Annotated in this window: 10 protein-coding genes; 9 read left to right on the top strand and 1 reads right to left on the bottom strand. The window is 45.1% G+C overall.

Going from position 1 to position 16,325, the window contains the following annotated elements; genetic code table 11:
- The first annotated feature begins 118 nt into the window (after positions 1–118).
- The 6 genes from AC23N5_RS00535 (at position 119) to lpdA (ending at position 9,385) form a co-directional block, all read left to right on the top strand.
- Positions 119–1,798: a 7TM diverse intracellular signaling domain-containing protein gene (locus AC23N5_RS00535; protein ID WP_487754108.1), complete on the top strand. Its 1,680-nt coding sequence runs from the start codon at positions 119–121 to the stop codon at positions 1,796–1,798.
- Positions 1,799–1,935: 137 nt separating this feature from the next.
- A complete protein-coding gene (locus AC23N5_RS00530) occupies positions 1,936–2,358 on the top strand; it encodes a nuclear transport factor 2 family protein (protein ID WP_487754107.1) in 423 nt (140 codons plus the stop codon).
- A gap of 114 nt (positions 2,359–2,472) precedes the next feature.
- Positions 2,473–3,387 carry a PorP/SprF family type IX secretion system membrane protein gene (locus AC23N5_RS00525; RefSeq protein WP_487754106.1) on the top strand — a complete coding sequence of 305 codons (915 nt, stop codon included), beginning with the start codon at positions 2,473–2,475 and terminating at the stop codon, positions 3,385–3,387.
- An 83-nt stretch (positions 3,388–3,470) separates the two neighbouring features.
- Positions 3,471–6,245, top strand: coding sequence for a 2-oxoglutarate dehydrogenase E1 component (locus AC23N5_RS00520; protein WP_487754105.1), 2,775 nt, complete (start codon positions 3,471–3,473; stop codon positions 6,243–6,245).
- 48 nt (positions 6,246–6,293) lie between these two features.
- Entirely contained in the window at positions 6,294–7,856 is a 1,563-nt protein-coding gene (gene odhB, locus AC23N5_RS00515) for a 2-oxoglutarate dehydrogenase complex dihydrolipoyllysine-residue succinyltransferase (protein ID WP_487754104.1), read from the top strand.
- 125 nt (positions 7,857–7,981) lie between these two features.
- Positions 7,982–9,385 carry a dihydrolipoyl dehydrogenase gene (gene lpdA / locus AC23N5_RS00510; protein WP_183972042.1) on the top strand — a complete coding sequence of 468 codons (1,404 nt, stop codon included), beginning with the start codon at positions 7,982–7,984 and terminating at the stop codon, positions 9,383–9,385.
- Positions 9,386–9,424: 39 nt separating this feature from the next.
- Here lpdA and AC23N5_RS00505 read toward each other — a convergent pair whose 3' ends face one another.
- A complete protein-coding gene (locus AC23N5_RS00505) occupies positions 9,425–10,714 on the bottom strand; it encodes an McrC family protein (RefSeq protein ID WP_487754103.1) in 1,290 nt (429 codons plus the stop codon).
- Between the two features lie 114 nt (positions 10,715–10,828).
- Between AC23N5_RS00505 and AC23N5_RS00500 the strand changes: the two genes are divergently transcribed.
- The 3 genes from AC23N5_RS00500 (at position 10,829) to infB (ending at position 16,123) form a co-directional block, all read left to right on the top strand.
- Positions 10,829–11,296: a ribosome maturation factor RimP gene (locus AC23N5_RS00500; RefSeq protein WP_487754102.1), complete on the top strand. Its 468-nt coding sequence runs from the start codon at positions 10,829–10,831 to the stop codon at positions 11,294–11,296.
- 63 nt (positions 11,297–11,359) lie between these two features.
- Positions 11,360–12,604: a transcription termination factor NusA gene (gene nusA, locus AC23N5_RS00495; protein ID WP_122932228.1), complete on the top strand. Its 1,245-nt coding sequence runs from the start codon at positions 11,360–11,362 to the stop codon at positions 12,602–12,604.
- A 186-nt stretch (positions 12,605–12,790) separates the two neighbouring features.
- Positions 12,791–16,123, top strand: a complete 3,333-nt coding sequence (infB, locus tag AC23N5_RS00490; protein WP_487754101.1) for a translation initiation factor IF-2 — start codon at positions 12,791–12,793, stop codon at positions 16,121–16,123.
- Positions 16,124–16,325: the final 202 nt, after the last annotated feature.

Raw genomic sequence — 16,325 nt, 5'->3', positions numbered from 1 at the left:
CAGCAGGTTGAACGCATTAAAACCAAAAGCTAAGATTTCCTCCCTCTGAGGCTACGTTGTTTTTAATACATTTTTACTAATATTGAGCTTAAAAGAAAGTAGCCTCAAAACCTCCAATATGCGTTTCTTCCTATTCTCGTTGTTGGGTACTTTATTAACGCATCACTTATTCGCTTGGCAAGATACCGCCACGCTAGTGTATAAAGATACAACCAAGTACGTGGAAACGAGTGCTTTTGCGGCCGTGTTGGAAGATACAAAAAGTGAATGGACTATTCAGCAGGTAATGAAAATGCCTGATAGTGTTTTTAAACGTGCTCAAACGAGTAGGCTTAATTTAGGTAATTCGGCATCGCGTTTTTGGGTGCGATTTCGGATTGATAACCAAACCGATAAAGATTTATACTTCCTCAATGTTGTTCCCATTATTCAATACTTGGATTTGTACATAGTCAATGCCAATGGAGCGATACAAGCCCATTTGCCAAGTGGTATTTTACGCCCTTTTGAGAACCGTACGCTTCCCAATCATAAAATTAACTTCCTCCTTGGGAAGAACCCCCATACGTTATATTTTTCTGTAAAAGGTAATCGTACGCTTTACTTTTCCAATTACATCGGGACAAGGGAGGTCATTGATGGCTTTGTGAGCCGCGACGAGCGAATTTTTCTTTTTTGTTTTGGAATCTACTTTATTTTAATTGTCTATAATCTAGTTATTTATCTCTACGACCGAGATTCCCCTTTTTTGTGGTATAGTATCTTCCAATTGGGGTCACTTTATTATTTTTTATATTTCTCGGGCTTGGGTTTCGCTTACGTATGGAAGGATTTCCTTTTTATGAACAAAGACTCCAACATTCACGTGGGGGCTTCACTCATTCCTGCTTGTATTTTTACCATGTATTTTTTGAATACCCGCAATTTACTACCTCGTTTTCATGTCTATTTAAAAGCGTTGGTTGTAGGTTATGTAGGCGTTTTGGGAGTGCAAGTACTTGGGGTTAATGTGCTCGACAACAAGTTAGCCCAGTTTTTTAACTTTACTACCTATTTGAGTCTTTGGGTGGTGGCTTGGGCGGCCTATTTCAAAAAACACAAAACCGCTCGTTTTTATCTCATGGGTTGGACTGTCTATTTATGTACTGTTATCATGACGGTTCTCTTTGCAACCAATGTCATTCCAGCTTTTGCCTCTTTTTCTATTGATAATTATGCCATCAATTTTGGGTCCATAGTCGAAGCAATTTTTCTAGCTTTTGCCTTGGCAGACCGAGTACATGAAATTCGCCAACAAGCGCGTTCAGCCCAAGATTTACTTGTTAAACAGTCCTCAGACTATGAGGTGTTGGTCGAAAAGCATAATCAATTATTAAACATCAAACCCAATTCAACGGCTATCGAAAGCCCTGCCGAAGTTGCATATCGTTTGGAAACGCTCATTCAATCCATCCAAACAGAGAGAGATTTGATTCGGAAAGTATCCATTCCAACCATTGAAGGAGTTATTCTCTTACCATTATCTGACATTATATACGTGGAGGCCATGCGCAGTTATGCTCAATTTCATCTTTCTAATGGGAAAAAGATTATTGCTTCTCGCCCAATCGGTGATTTTGAAGATGTTTTGCCCGACCCAACGTTTTTTCGTATTCACAAGTCACACACCGTCAACCTCAATTATGTAGAGCGATACATTAGAGGCGAAGGAGGCTCGGTCGTCCTGCAAGATGGCTCCGAGATTGGCGTATCCAGAACGGCCAAAGCAGAATTGCTCCGTCGATTGCAGATTTCATAAAGTTGAATTGTCGCATTTGGGAAACTCATTGTCGCATTTGGGGAAAAAAGACAGATGAAACGTTTTTTTGAGGTGAGATTTGCCTCACTCTAAAGAGAGAAAACGAATTTTTTATCACTTTTAAACACAATTGTACAATGAAAAATCGAAACCTTATTTTACTACTGATGCTGGTTAACTTCACTGCTTTTGCACAAGGGTTTAACGAAAAAACATTTGCGGCCTTTACAGAATCCTTTGACAAAAATCCAGTTAAATGCCTTCAAACAGAAACGGATCCGAATTTTGTGTTTGTAGGCACAACGGGCGAAATACTTGATTTAAAAGGTGCCATTGCTATTTGTGAAAATGCAGTAATGGAAAATCGTACCAATTCTGATATGAAAATCAGACAATATGGCAATATCGCTATTGTGACTGGGCACTCTAAAAGGCTTGCAAAAAGAATTACAAGTGGCCATACTCGAATATATGACGAACTGATCACGTATGTGTTTGTCGAACGGGATGGCAAATGGCTGTGGGCATCGGCGCAGCATAGCGACTTGCCGAAAAAATAAAACAATAAAAAATGAAGGGAAAGCAGAAGCTCTTAAGGACTTCTGCTTTTTTTGTTGTGTTTGGCAAGATTCCTGCTTTCTTTTGCGTTGATGAATGAATCAACTCGTGTAATGATGAAAAAACGATATTTACGAAAAACGGCCAATTTTCTGCTAACAGCTTCCTGCTTACTACTAACCGCTTACCACGCCCAAGCCCAGCGCGAAGTGCAGTATGCCCAGTATTTGGTCAATCCACTGGCGATTAACCCCGCAGCGACAGGAGTGCGTGAAACCTTTCACTTCAATGCCGTATTGCGGCGTCAATTTGTGGCGGGTGTGCAAGGGCTGCCCATTACCCAATCGTTTGCCATGGACGGAACCGTAGCGAATGGAAAAATTGGCTTAGGACTCCAAGGGCTAAACGACCGCGTGTCGGCCAATACGGCCGTGTTTGGGAGCATTAGCTACATTCACAAAATATCGGAAGAGCAAAAATTGTCGATTGGGGCATTGGGTGGAATCAACGTTTTGCCTGCCCGCGATGTGCTCAATACGGGCGGAAACATCAATAAAGCTTTGCCAAGTGCAGGGGTTGGAATTTATTACGAAGATGAAACGTTTTTTGGAGGAGTGTCGATGCCCGAAATCCTCAAACAGCAGTACGGATACAACAGCACGAGCGGATTAATCAATTACCAACGACCCATTTTTGTCCAACTAGGTATGAAGTCAGAAGTAAGCGACGGAATCATTGTTAAGCCATCTCTACTTCTTACCAAGCCCGAAAAGTCAAAAATGCGCCTTGATTTAAACGCCATTGCTACGGTACAGGACCGCTTTACGGGCGGGTTATCGGTTCGATTTGGCAGTACGACTTATTGGCAAGCACTGCTTGCGTACGACATATCGAAGAACATTCGGATTGGTTATGCGTATAGTTCGCGCCGAGTAGAGGATTTTAACGCCCAAACCAATAACATCGCAGGAGTAGGAAAGGGAATCCACGAAATTGTTTTTACCCTTCAACCGAATCCTCAAAGAGATTAGATTTTTGCTAAAACTATACGATTTTTGCAATTAATTACAAATTCAAAGCTAACTTTGCGCCCCTGAAACTAAGTGGTTTTTAAATGGAAAAATACTCATATATAGCGAATTCAGAAGCTGCGTACATTGAAGAGTTGTACCAAAAATACCAACAACAACCTGACTCCGTTGATTTAAGCTGGCAACGTTTCTTTGAAGGGTTTGAATTTTCACTCAAATACGGTGATTCAAAGCCTACTCTAAACGGAAACGGAACGGCTACGACCGAAAAGCCCGTCTCGGCTAGTCATACCCGTAAAGAGATGGAGGTAGTACACCTTATCAGAGGGTACCGCCAACGGGGACATTTGGCCTCGCAAACCAACCCACTCGGGCCTCGTAAAAATCGCTATCCAGAACTCGATTTATCGGATTTTAACCTCGCAGAAGCAGATTTAGATACTGTTTTTGAAGCAGGTATTGAGGTGTTTGGCCGTGCCGCTACCCTCCGCGAAATTGTTACGGCTCTCCAAAAAGTTTATACGGGTAAAATTGGTTTTGAATACCAATACATCCGCGACCGTAAAGTGAAGAGCTGGTTGCGTAAAAAGATTGAAAATGAGTTTCTAAACTTCAATCCGACGATTGAACAGAAGAAGCGCATTCTCGAAAAATTGAACGATGCTGTTACGTTTGAAAACTTTTTGCATACCAAGTTTTTGGGTAAAAAGCGTTTTTCACTCGAAGGTGGTGAAGCTACGATTCCAGCGTTGGATGTGGCCATCAACCGTGGAGCTGAATTAGGTGTGGAAGAAGTGGTAGTGGGGATGGCTCACCGTGGTCGCCTCAACGTATTGACCAACATCATGCACAAGCCCTACGAGCAAGTATTCAATGAGTTTGAAGAAAACGTAGTATTGGACGAGTTCAGCGATGGTGACGTAAAATACCACATGGGCTACGAAAGCCAAATCGAGACGCCTGAAGGTAAACGCGTAAGCCTCAAGCTGATGCCGAATCCGTCGCACTTGGAGGCGGTCAATCCTGTCGTAGTTGGATACGTGCGTGCCCGTGCGGATGAGCACTACAACCACATTCCGGGTCAAGATAAATATGATCCTGTATTACCTATCTTGATTCACGGTGACGCCGCCGTGGCTGGACAAGGTATTGTCTATGAAGTAACACAAATGTCGAACCTTCCTGCGTATTATACAGGAGGAACGTTGCATTTTGTCATCAATAACCAAATTGGTTTTACGACCGACCACGAAGACGACCGTTCGTCGATTTATTGTTCGGATATTGCCAGAATTGTGGACGCGCCTATTTTCCACGTCAATGGAAATGACCCAGAAGCAGTGGCGTTTGTGATGAAAGTAGCGGTAGAATTCCGTCAGGAATTTAACCGTGATGTGTTTGTGGATATGGTTTGTTACCGCAAATACGGCCACAACGAATCGGACGAGCCGCGCTTTACGCAACCGACGATGTACGCTAAAATTTCACAGCAACTCAACGGCCGTGATTTGTATTTGAAAGAACTGACCGAACGCGGTGAGTTGGATGCGCAAATTGCCGACCAAATGCGCGCTGAGTTGGAGGGAGAGTTGCAAGAGTTATTGCAAAAAGTGAAACAAAAGCAATTGCTGTACGAGCGTCCAAAACTCGAACGTGATTGGGCAGAATTACGCCGTTCAGTACCTGAGGATTTTGAGCAATCGCCCGAAACAGGTATTTCTAAAGAAGTAATTGAGAAAGTGGGTAAAGCCCTTTCAAGCCTTCCTGCCGATTTCAAGGTGTTGAAACAAATTGAAAAAGTGTTGGAAGAACGCAAGCAGATTTTTGCGGGCGAAAAACCTTTCAACTGGTCAGCAGGTGAGTTGCTGGCTTACGGTTCGCTTTTGGCCGAAGGCAGAACGGTTCGTATGACAGGACAGGACGTGCAACGTGGGACCTTCTCGCACCGCCACGCGGTATTGCACGAAAGCGAAACCAATGCTACGCACAACAGCTTGGCCTACATTGGCGAAGGACAAGGTAAATTTGAAATCTATAACTCATTGCTTTCAGAGTACGGAGTAATGGGTTACGAATACGGGTATGCGATGGCAAACCCCCACGCATTGGTGATTTGGGAAGCACAGTTTGGAGATTTTGCCAACGGTGCCCAAATCATGATTGACCAGTTTATTGCGGCTACCGAATCAAAATGGAATGCCATGAACGGCTTGGTGATGCTTCTGCCACACGGCTACGAAGGCCAAGGCCCTGAGCACTCAAGTGCCCGTCCAGAGCGTTTCTTGATTCTTTCGGCTGAGTACAATATGTACGTGTGTAACATCACGACCCCTGCCAACTTGTTCCACATGATGCGCCGCCAGCTAACGACGCCGTTCCGCAAGCCGTGTATTTTGATGTCGCCTAAGTCGATGTTGCGTAGCCCAATGGCAGTTTCTCCAATGAGCGATTTCTTAGAAGGAAGTCGTTTCCAAGAAACCATCGGCGATACGTATGCGGATCCTAAAAAGGTGAAAAAAGTGTTGTTGTGTACTGGTAAAATTTATTGGGAGTTGTACGACAAACAACAAAAAGACCAGCGCAAAGACGTGGCCATCATTCGGGTTGAGCAATTGCATCCGTTCCCTAAAAAGCAGATTGAAGCGCATTTGGCTCAGTACAAAAAAGCCGAAGTTGTATGGGTGCAAGAAGAGCCAGAAAACATGGGTTACTGGTCGTTTATTCTTCGTGAATTCCCAGAAATTGGTTTGGGAAGTGTGATTGCCCGCAAAGCAAGTGCATCACCTGCGACGGGTTACATGAAAATTCACACGGTGGAACAAGCCGACCTCATCGAACAAGCTTTTGCTGGAAAATAACAATTAACGATTAACTTGTGCCTCAGCACGTAAAGGATAATAAGAAGGATGTCACAAATTGAAATAAAAGTCCCAACCGTTGGGGAATCTATCACCGAAGTAACCATTGGTTCTTGGGTGAAAAAAGACGGGGAAAGCGTCAAGCGTGATGAAGTAATATGCAGCTTAGACTCTGATAAAGCATCTTTTGAAGTAGTGTCAGAAGCCGATGGCGTATTGCGTATCAAAGCACAAGAAGGAGATGTTCTGCCGATTGGTGGTTTGATTTGTATTATCGAAGCGTCTGCTGCGGCACCCGCACCCGCTCCTACACCCGCTCCTGTAGCCGCGGCACCTGCTCCTGCTGCTCCCGCAGCATCGGCACCCGTAGCCGCTAAAGTGGTAGAAATGAAAGTGCCAACGGTGGGCGAGTCAGTTACGGAAGTGACGATTGCGAACTGGAACAAAAAAGACGGCGATGTAGTACAATTAGACGAGGTTTTGTGCGAACTTGAATCGGACAAAGCAACGTTTGAACTTCCTGCTGAAGCCGCAGGAACGCTCCGTATTGTTGCCGAAGCAGGTGCTACCTTGCCTATTGGTGCGACTATCTGCCGCATCGAAGTAGGAGGAGGGGTTAGCCAATCCGCTGCTCCAGCCCCCGCTCCCGTAGAAACCCCAGCTGCTGCGCCAGTGGCATCGGCAAGTGGTTATGCCTCGGGTCATCCATCGCCAGCCGCTGCCAAAATCCTTTCGGAAAAAGGAGTGAATGCAGCAGACGTACAGGGCTCAGGTGTTGGTGGACGTATTACCAAAGAAGACGCTGAAAAAGCGCAAGTGGCAGCGCCAGCGGCAGCTACGCCTGCTCCTGCCCCTGCCCCTGCCCCTAAAGCAGCCCCTGCGGCACCAGCAACTCCGAAAGCGGCTGACCCGCGCGGACAGCGTCGCGTAAAAATGACTTCGTTGCGTAAAACCATTGCTCGCCGTTTGGTAGCAGTGAAAAATGAAACGGCCATGTTGACAACCTTCAACGAGGTGGACATGAAGCCTGTCATGGAGTTACGCGCCAAATACAAAGATAAATTCAAAGAAAAACACGGTGTTGGCCTCGGCTTTATGTCGTTCTTTACCAAAGCGTGTGCGATTGCGTTGCAGGAGTTTCCTGTCGTAAACTCGTTCATCGACGGGGAAGAAGTGGTGTATAACGACTACTCAGACATTTCAATCGCCGTTTCTACTGACCGTGGTTTGGTGGTGCCTGTGGTTCGCAATGCTGAAAAAATGACCTTTGCCGAAATCGAGAAGGAAATCATTCGTTTGGCAGGCTTAGCGCGTGACAACAAATTGACCATCGACCAAATGCAAGGTGGAACGTTCACCATCACCAACGGTGGTATCTTTGGCTCGATGCTTTCAACTCCGATTATCAACGCACCACAATCGGCGATTTTGGGGATGCACAACATCGTAGAACGCCCAGTCGTCGTAAATGGCGAAATCGTGGTACGTCCTATCATGTACGTGGCACTTAGCTATGACCACCGAACCATCGACGGTCGTGACTCAGTGAGCTTCTTGGTACGTGTGAAGCAAATCCTTGAAGACCCAACACGTTTGTTGTTGGAAGTCTAAAAAAATAATGCAAAGACGCTTTTTCAAGGCGTCTTTGCTGTTTTATAGAGAGTTCTGGTTATGCAAAAGTGAGACTAAAAATAGCTAATAACTCGTGCTTCGGCACATAAATTCATAACTAACCAATGCAATACGACGTTATCGTTATCGGTTCAGGGCCAGGAGGCTATATCTGCGCCATTCGTTGTGCTCAATTAGGCTTGAAAACGGCCATCATCGAAAAATATAAAACGCTTGGAGGAACTTGCCTTAACGTAGGTTGTATTCCTTCAAAAGCATTGCTTGATTCGTCGGAACATTACCACAATGCGGCGCACAGCTTTGCTGAACATGGCATCAAACTCGAAAACCTACAAGTGGATTTGGCACAGATGATTGCCCGCAAAAGCGAGGTAGTTAGCCAAGTATGCAAAGGCGTAGAGTTTTTGATGAAGAAAAACAAAATCGACGTTTACCAAGGGAAAGGCTCTTTCGTGGATAAAAACACGGTGAAGGTGACCAAAGATTCGGGCGAAATTGAAATGGTAACGTCAAAAAACATCGTTATCGCCACAGGCTCGAAACCTTCGTCACTGCCTGGTATCACCATCGACAAACAACGCATCATTACTTCTACCGAAGCTCTTCAAATGAAAGAAGTGCCTAAGCACCTTATCGTGATTGGCGCAGGGGTGATTGGGGCAGAATTGGGCTCAGTCTATGCACGTATCGGTGCCAAAGTGAGCTTTGTAGAGTATGCTTCGGCCATGATTCCTACCATGGACAGTACGATGGGCAAGGAGCTTCAACGTAGCATGAAAAAGCTTGGTGCTGATTTTTATTTGAGCCACAAAGTAAAAACGGTAGAAAATACGGGAGATGAAGTGGTCGTAACGGCCGAAAATCCGAAAGGAGAAACGGTTACTTTCACAGGCGACTACTGCTTAATGAGCGTAGGACGCCGTCCATTTACCGATGGATTGGCCCTCGAAAATGCAGGCTTGACAACCGACGCACGTGGGAAAATTGAGGTGGACGAACATACACTTCAAACCAAAGTGTCTAACATTTATGCCATCGGTGACGTGATTCGCGGGGCAATGCTCGCCCACAAAGCCGAAGAAGAAGGTGTATTTGTGGCGGAAACCATCGTGGGTCAAAAACCACACATTAACTATTCGCTCATTCCAGGTGTTGTTTATACTTGGCCAGAGGTAGCAAGTGTCGGAAGCACCGAAGAAGAACTCAAAGCCAAAGGTGTGCCTTACAAGTCTGGTTCGTTTCCGTTCAAAGCCTTGGGACGTGCCCGCGCTAGTATGGACATCGACGGTACGGTAAAGGTATTGGCCCACAAAGAAACGGACGAAATTTTGGGCGCTCATATCATTGGCCCACGCGCTGCCGACATGATTGCGGAAGCCGTGGTAGCGATGGAATACCGTGCATCGGCTGAGGACATTAGCCGCATGTCGCACGCGCACCCGACTTATACCGAAGCGTTTAAAGAAGCGTGTTTAGCCGCCACTGGCAACCGCGCCTTGAATGCGTAGTAATTGACTTAATAACAACAGTATGGATACCCCGATGAGCTAGCTTGTCGGGGTGTTTTTTTGATGGTCAATAATTGCCCGAACTGTTCCGATGGCGGTCGATAAAGGTTGGGTAATGTCAAAGGGCAGAATAATTAGCTGAAGCGCATCATCAAAGCGGAAAGCGGGGAGGGGAGTTGTAAAACTTTCGTGAGCAGGATAGAGCAAATACAACTCGGTTGCGCGGTATTTCTGGCCGTAGGCGTAAAGCTGGTACAAATCTGCTTGGTCGATGCCATAATTGGGAGCCTCGGGAGAGATGCGTTTCCATTTTATATCAATCACAATCACATGTTTGTGGAGTCGCAAAACCAAGTCGGGGCGTAGTTTAAATTGGGGTTTCCCGTCGTGGCGTTGAAGTAAGTAGTGGGCTGTTTCTTGATAAACAACTTCGTATTCTTGACAATAGCGTTTAAAGCCTTGTGCTACGTATCGTTCAAACAATTGTTCGGTAGGAAATAAAAGCGACTCGTTGGTGTTTTTGCCGAAGGCACTCCACGATTGATTCATCAGCAGGATTTTAGCCCATTTTAACGCTTGTGTGTAGCGGTCAAAACTTCGCGCTAAGTGCTGAGCTTTCTGAAAGTCTTCCGTCAGCGTAGAAGAGGGCTGTATTTCGTCCCAAATAAAACGTAGCTTTCGTAGTTTGGCCTGATTAGGTAGATAGTGGCTTCGTTTGGCCAAAAACTCAATGCAGGTTTTGAGCAGCCGATTGGGTAAAATATCGGCGATAAACTGGTCGTGTTCAATGGCCAATAATTCGGGATGAGCGTGGTTTTGGCGATGATACTGCCATTTCCCCTTCAAAAAACGACTTTGCTCCTCTACCGTCTCGTATGCTTTTTGAATCCCTTGTCGGGTCAATTGTTCAATTTCAGCAATAAACGCAGAAATAAAAATCTCCCAAACTGGTAAGTTTGCCTGCTGTAATTGCGCTTGCGAAAGCCGATGAAAGGGTAAATCAGGTACTGTTCGCAGCATTCTAAGCAGCGCCAATCGCATCTCTGCCACCTGAGCAAAGTCAGAGATTTTAGGTAAAATTTCAATGTGGGTTCCGTCGGGTAGTTGTAGCAATCCTACGTAGTTTTTGAGCCGAATAAACTCTTGCCCTTTCTGAACCCCATAACTTAGAATCGGTTCGGCATTGCCCCGAAAAGAAAGTTGTTTCATTAGTTCAAAAACTCGGTCAGGAACAAAAACAACGGACTGTGTTTCTCTTTGTTCGTTATGAAGTGCAATAGATGCTTTTCGGATGTGCCCGTATTCGGGAAGGGTAAAGTGCTGTGGCATAGCATAAGTTAGAGTCACACTTGCTAAATTAGTAAAAATCAATTACCTTTGTCCCTAATTATATGATGATTGATTACAGAGGGGAACGAAATTCCCCTTTTTTGTTGGCAAAAAATGAACCTAAAAGAAAGAATAATCGCTTTGCTGTCAACGCTTTTGGAAGAGGATAAATTCTTCATTGTGGAGGTACAAGTTTCCCCTTCAAAAGTTCGACAAAAGGTGACGATATTGATGGATAGTGACGCGGGAATTAGCATCGACGAATGTGCCGAAATAAGCCGCAAACTAGATGATATGATTGAAGCGGAGGAGCTTATTCCGCACGCTTATACCCTTGAGATTTCCTCGCCAGGCGTAGATTATCCCTTAGCTTTTCCTCGTCAGTTTCAGAAAAACATTGGCCGTACGCTAAAAGTGATTCTGAAAGATGGAATCGAAAAAAGGGGAGAGTTAATCGCTGTTTCGGACGAAGGTTTTACCGTCAAGGAAGAATTGAAGAAAAAGAAGAAAGACCAAGTCCCTGCGGAGTTGACTTTTGCCTATGGTGATATTGCCAGAGCAGAAGTACAAATCAAATTTTAATACGAATAAAAACTAACGAATAATCATAAACTGTGGCTTGCCACTTAACTCTTTCGAAAGAAAATGGATAGTGCAGTATTGATAGAATCATTTGCGGAGTTTGCGCGTTCCAAAAACATCGATCGTCCTACGATTATCAAAGTATTGGAAGATGTGTTTCGTACAATGATTCGTAAGAAATATGGAACCGATACCAATTTTGACGTAATCATCAACCCAGACAGTGGAGACCTCGAAATGTGGCGTACCCGCGAAATCGTGGACGATAACTCGGAAGATATTTGGGAACCGGATAAAATTCCATTGGCAGAAGCCCGTAAAATCCAAGATGACTTTGAAGTAGGTGAAGAAGTAGCCGAAGAAGTGAAATTGGAGGACTTTGGCCGCCGCATGGTACAAACAGCTCGCCAAACATTGATTCAAAAAATCAAGGATTTGGAGAAAGAATTGTTGTACTACAAATACAAAGACATGGTGGGCGATTTGCTCAACGTGGAAGTGTATCAAATTTTGAAAAATGAGCTTATTTGTTTGGATTCGGAAGGAAACGAACTCGTATTGCCCAAACAAGAGCAGATTTTCAAAGACAAGTACCGCAAAGGGGAGCCTGTAAAAGTGGTAATTCACAAAGTAGAGTTAAACAACGGCACGCCACGCATCACCTTGTCGCGTACGTCGCCAGTGTTCTTGGAGCGTTTGTTTGAAAACGAAATCCCTGAAATCTACGATGGCCTTATTCATATCCGTAAGATTGTCCGCGAACCAGGCGAAAGAGCCAAAGTCGCAGTGGAATCATACGACGACCGCATCGACCCCGTAGGAGCTTGCGTGGGTATGAAAGGTTCACGTATTCACACGATTGTACGTGAATTGAACAACGAAAACATCGACGTCATCAACTACACTGAAAACTTAGAGTTGTTGATTCAGCGTGCGTTGAGTCCTGCAAAAATCACCTCGATGGTGATCGACCGCGAAGCCAAACGAGTATCGGTGTATTTGAAACCAGACCAAGTGTCGTTGGCAATTGGTAAAGGAGGACAAAACATCAAGCTGGCAGGCCGCTTAGTGAGCATGGAAATCGACGTATTCCGTGATGTAGAAGGTCAGGAAGACGAAGAAGACGTTGACTTGAACGAATTTACGGACGAAATCGACGAGTGGATGATCGAAGAATTCCGTAAGATAGGTTTGGATACTGCGAAACAAGTAATCAGCATCAGCAAAGAAGAATTGATTCGCCGTACCGATCTTGAAGAAGAAACCGTTGATGAAATCTTAGAAATTTTGCGCCGAGAGTTTGAATAATTCGGGACTTTTAGATTTAAAATGTCCATTACAAACGGTTTTTAGGCGTTGTTAGTACGAGAGATACTAAGACTTGACAAATAAATCTGTATCTTTGGACTAATTTTCAGGGTTTTTCCAGAAAAACGAATAAACAATAACCCGTACTTTAGTACGAAAATTTCCAATATGTCGGAAGAAAAAAGTATGCGCCTTAGCCAAGCGGCCCGAATTCTCAACCGTAATCACGCAGCGGTTGCGAGTATTTTGGCTGCAAAAGGGTATAAGGTGGACAACAATCCTAATACAAAGCTAAACGCAGAACAACTTGAGTTTTTGGCGAAAGAATTCAAGGCTGAGTCGTTGTTGGGGGGAAGTGCACCCAAAAAAGAAGAAGTAGTAACCACGCCACCAGCAAAGGGAGAAGATAGCCCCGTGCTGTATTTCCGTAGCTCACAAGCAGCAGGTAACAACAAACCTGCCAGTGAATCAGCCTCTGAATCAACGTCGCCAAAAGAACCAGAGATTTTACGTGCCGAGACATCTCAAATTGGATTGAAAGTAGTAGGTAAAATTGATTTAGACGCGCCTAAATCATCGGTTACACCTCCTCAGCCAGCTCCCAAGCCAGTTGAAGAGCCGAAACCTGTGGTGGTAGTTCCTCCTGTTGAGGAGAAAAAACCAGAACCACCTGTGGCGCCTAAGGTAGAAGAACCAGTAGTAGTTGTGAAACCACCAGTGGTTGAAGAAAAACCAGCACCAGCACCAGTACCAACTCCAGCCCCTGCTCCTGTAGTAGTGGAAGTAGTGGAGACAAAACCAGCTCCTGCTCCAGAGCCAATAAAACCACCTGTGGAAACCCCGAAAGTGGAGGAGAAAAAAGAAGAACCAGTGCAAGAGGTGAAGCCAACTCCAGCTCCACCAAAAGTTCAAGAGCCACCAGTGAAGGTAGAAGTAAGCCAACCGCAACCTAAACAGGAGGTTGAGAAACCAGCTCCACGAGTTGAAAAACCTCAGCCGCCAGTAACTCCTCCCCAGCCAGCCAAAGAAGAGCCGGCCGCTGCCCCCGAAGTGGAGGCACAACCTGTACTTATCGAAGCGAAAGCTGATCCACTAAAAGGTTTGACCATTTTAGGGAAAATTGAGCTTCCAACGGATCGCCGTAGTGGTGATGCGGGAGGAAATCGCGATAAGGACAAGGATAAAAAACGCAAGCGTAAGCGTGTACGCAAAGGGGAAAAGGTGGTTGAAAATGCGCCTGCTAACCGTAACAACAACAATAATAATAACAACGGTAACAATACTACTGGAAATAACAACGGTAACAACAACACAAACGCCAACAATAGTGGCAACAGCGGAAGAACGGGAGATCGACCTGCAAGGGACGGTCAGAACAGACCGCAGCAAGCCTCTGGAGGAAATGCGCAAGGTGGAGGTAACAACAATAATTCCAACAATAACAACAACCGCAGAGGTCCAAACTCGGGTCAAGGACAAGGTGGGAATACAAATACTAACAATACCAACACCAGTAACAATACCAACAATAACAACAACAGTAATAATAACAATAAAAAGGGCGGAAACACGTCCAATAACAACCGCCGCGAACGCAAAGAGGAAATCTCTGACAAAGAAGTATCAGACTCAATCAAGGCAACAAATGCTCGTTTGACTGGTACTACGCGTGGTAAAAACTTTGGAGCTGACAAACGCCGTGAGCGTCGTCGGGTTCGTGCAGTAGCAGAAGAAGATCGCTTGATGCAAGAACAAGAAGATGCAAAAGTACTCAAGGTGACAGAGTTTGTCTCGGCCAATGAGCTTTCGTCTTTGATGGACGTGTCGGTGCAAGAGGTTATTTCTGTGTGTTTGAGCATGGGTATGTTCGTCTCAATCAACCAGCGTTTGGATGCAGAAAGTATTACCTTGATTGCAGATGAGTTTGGTTATGACGTTTCTTTCATCTCTGCCGAAGAAGAAATTCAGGGCGATGTACAGGAAATTGAAGACGATGAGGCTGATTTGCAAGAACGCGCCCCTATCGTAACCATCATGGGTCACGTTGACCACGGTAAAACCTCGTTGCTTGACTACATTCGCCGTACTCGCGTAGCAGCGGGTGAAGCAGGGGGAATCACGCAGCACATTGGTGCCTACAGTGTAAAAACAGATGGCGGTCGCCGAATTACCTTCCTCGATACACCAGGTCACGAAGCCTTTACGGCGATGCGTGCGCGGGGTGCGAAAGTAACCGACGTCGTTATCATTGTAATTGCTGCGGACGACTCTATCATGCCTCAAACGCGGGAAGCGATTAACCACGCACAAAACGCGGGAAGCCCGATTGTGTTTGCTTTTAGTAAGATTGACAAGCCTGGAGCTAATACGGAAAAAATCCGTGAAGCATTGGCAAATATGAATATTTTGGTGGAAGAGTGGGGTGGAAAGTACCAAACACAAGAAATCTCGTCAAAATCAGGGGTTGGTATTCCTGATTTGCTCGAAAAAGTATTGTTGGAAGCCGACTTGCTCGAACTCAAAGCCAACCCAGAACGCCGCGCTTCGGGTACTGTGATTGAAGCATCGCTGGACAAAGGCCGTGGCTATTTGGCAACGGTATTGGTTCAAACGGGAACCCTTAAAGTAGGAGATCCTATTTTGGCAGGTTCACACCATGGACGTGTGAAGGCCATGTTTGATGCGTCAGGAACGCGCCTAAAAACTGCGGGGCCATCTACACCAGTGCAGTTGCTTGGTTTGAACGGGGCGCCTCAAGCGGGGGATAAGTTCAATGCGATGGAATCAGAACGTGAAGCACGGGAGATTGCCAACAAGCGCGAACAAATCATGCGTGAGCAAACAATCCGTACTCGTAAGCACATTACGCTCGAAGAAATCGGTCGTCGTAAGGCCATCGGAACTTTCAAAGAGTTGAACATCATCATCAAAGGTGACGTGGACGGTTCGGTAGAAGCCTTGTCGGATTCATTGTTGAAACTTTCGACAGAAGAGGTACAAGTGAATATCGTCAACAAAGCGGTGGGTCAAATCGCTGAGTCGGATGTCAACTTGGCGATTGCGTCGGATGCCATCATCGTTGGTTTCCAAGTACGACCTTCTATCAATGCCAAGAAACTTGCAGAACAAGAACAAATCGAAATCCGCCTCTATTCGGTCATTTATGACGCTATCAACGAAGTAAAAGACGCGATGTTGGGTATGTTGGAGCCAACAATGGAAGAAGTCATTGTGGGTAATGCTGAGATTCGCGAAGTGTTCAAGATTAGCAAAGTGGGTACTGTAGCAGGATGTTACGTAACCGATGGGCATCTTAAACGTAATAACAAAGTGCGCGTTATCCGTGACTTTATTGTGGTTCACGAAGGTGAAATTTCACAACTTAAACGTTACAAAGACGATGTAAACGAAGTTAAATCAGGGTTTGAATTTGGTCTTAGCATCAAAGGGCTTAATGATATTCAAGTAGGGGATATTGTAGAAAGCTTCGAAATGAAAGAAGTAAAACGGACGCTGTAAACATACAAATACATTGATTGCGACGGGCTTTTGGTATCACCAAAGGCCCGTTTCGTTTTAAGGAAGGCAGAGAACGTCGCACAAACGTTGCCTGAGTGTGGGACAAAGTATCATAATTTGGTAGGGAATGTTATATTTGTGTAAGTTTATTTAGTTAATCCGTGGAAGAAATACAATCAGATATTTTTCATAGTGTCCCCCA

The organism is Runella sp. R5_40, from assembly GCF_057652295.1.
This window is presented reverse-complemented; position numbering and strand designations above follow the sequence as displayed.

Coding starts and splice junctions, on each gene's coding strand:
- AC23N5_RS00535 (WP_487754108.1), top strand. CDS start 119: ATGCGTTTCTTCCTATTCTCGTTGTTGGGTACTTTATTAACGCATCAC.
- AC23N5_RS00530 (WP_487754107.1), top strand. CDS start 1,936: ATGAAAAATCGAAACCTTATTTTACTACTGATGCTGGTTAACTTCACT.
- AC23N5_RS00525 (WP_487754106.1), top strand. CDS start 2,473: ATGAAAAAACGATATTTACGAAAAACGGCCAATTTTCTGCTAACAGCT.
- AC23N5_RS00520 (WP_487754105.1), top strand. CDS start 3,471: ATGGAAAAATACTCATATATAGCGAATTCAGAAGCTGCGTACATTGAA.
- odhB (WP_487754104.1), top strand. CDS start 6,294: ATGTCACAAATTGAAATAAAAGTCCCAACCGTTGGGGAATCTATCACC.
- lpdA (WP_183972042.1), top strand. CDS start 7,982: ATGCAATACGACGTTATCGTTATCGGTTCAGGGCCAGGAGGCTATATC.
- AC23N5_RS00505 (WP_487754103.1), bottom strand. CDS start 10,714: ATGCCACAGCACTTTACCCTTCCCGAATACGGGCACATCCGAAAAGCA.
- AC23N5_RS00500 (WP_487754102.1), top strand. CDS start 10,829: ATGAACCTAAAAGAAAGAATAATCGCTTTGCTGTCAACGCTTTTGGAA.
- nusA (WP_122932228.1), top strand. CDS start 11,360: ATGGATAGTGCAGTATTGATAGAATCATTTGCGGAGTTTGCGCGTTCC.
- infB (WP_487754101.1), top strand. CDS start 12,791: ATGCGCCTTAGCCAAGCGGCCCGAATTCTCAACCGTAATCACGCAGCG.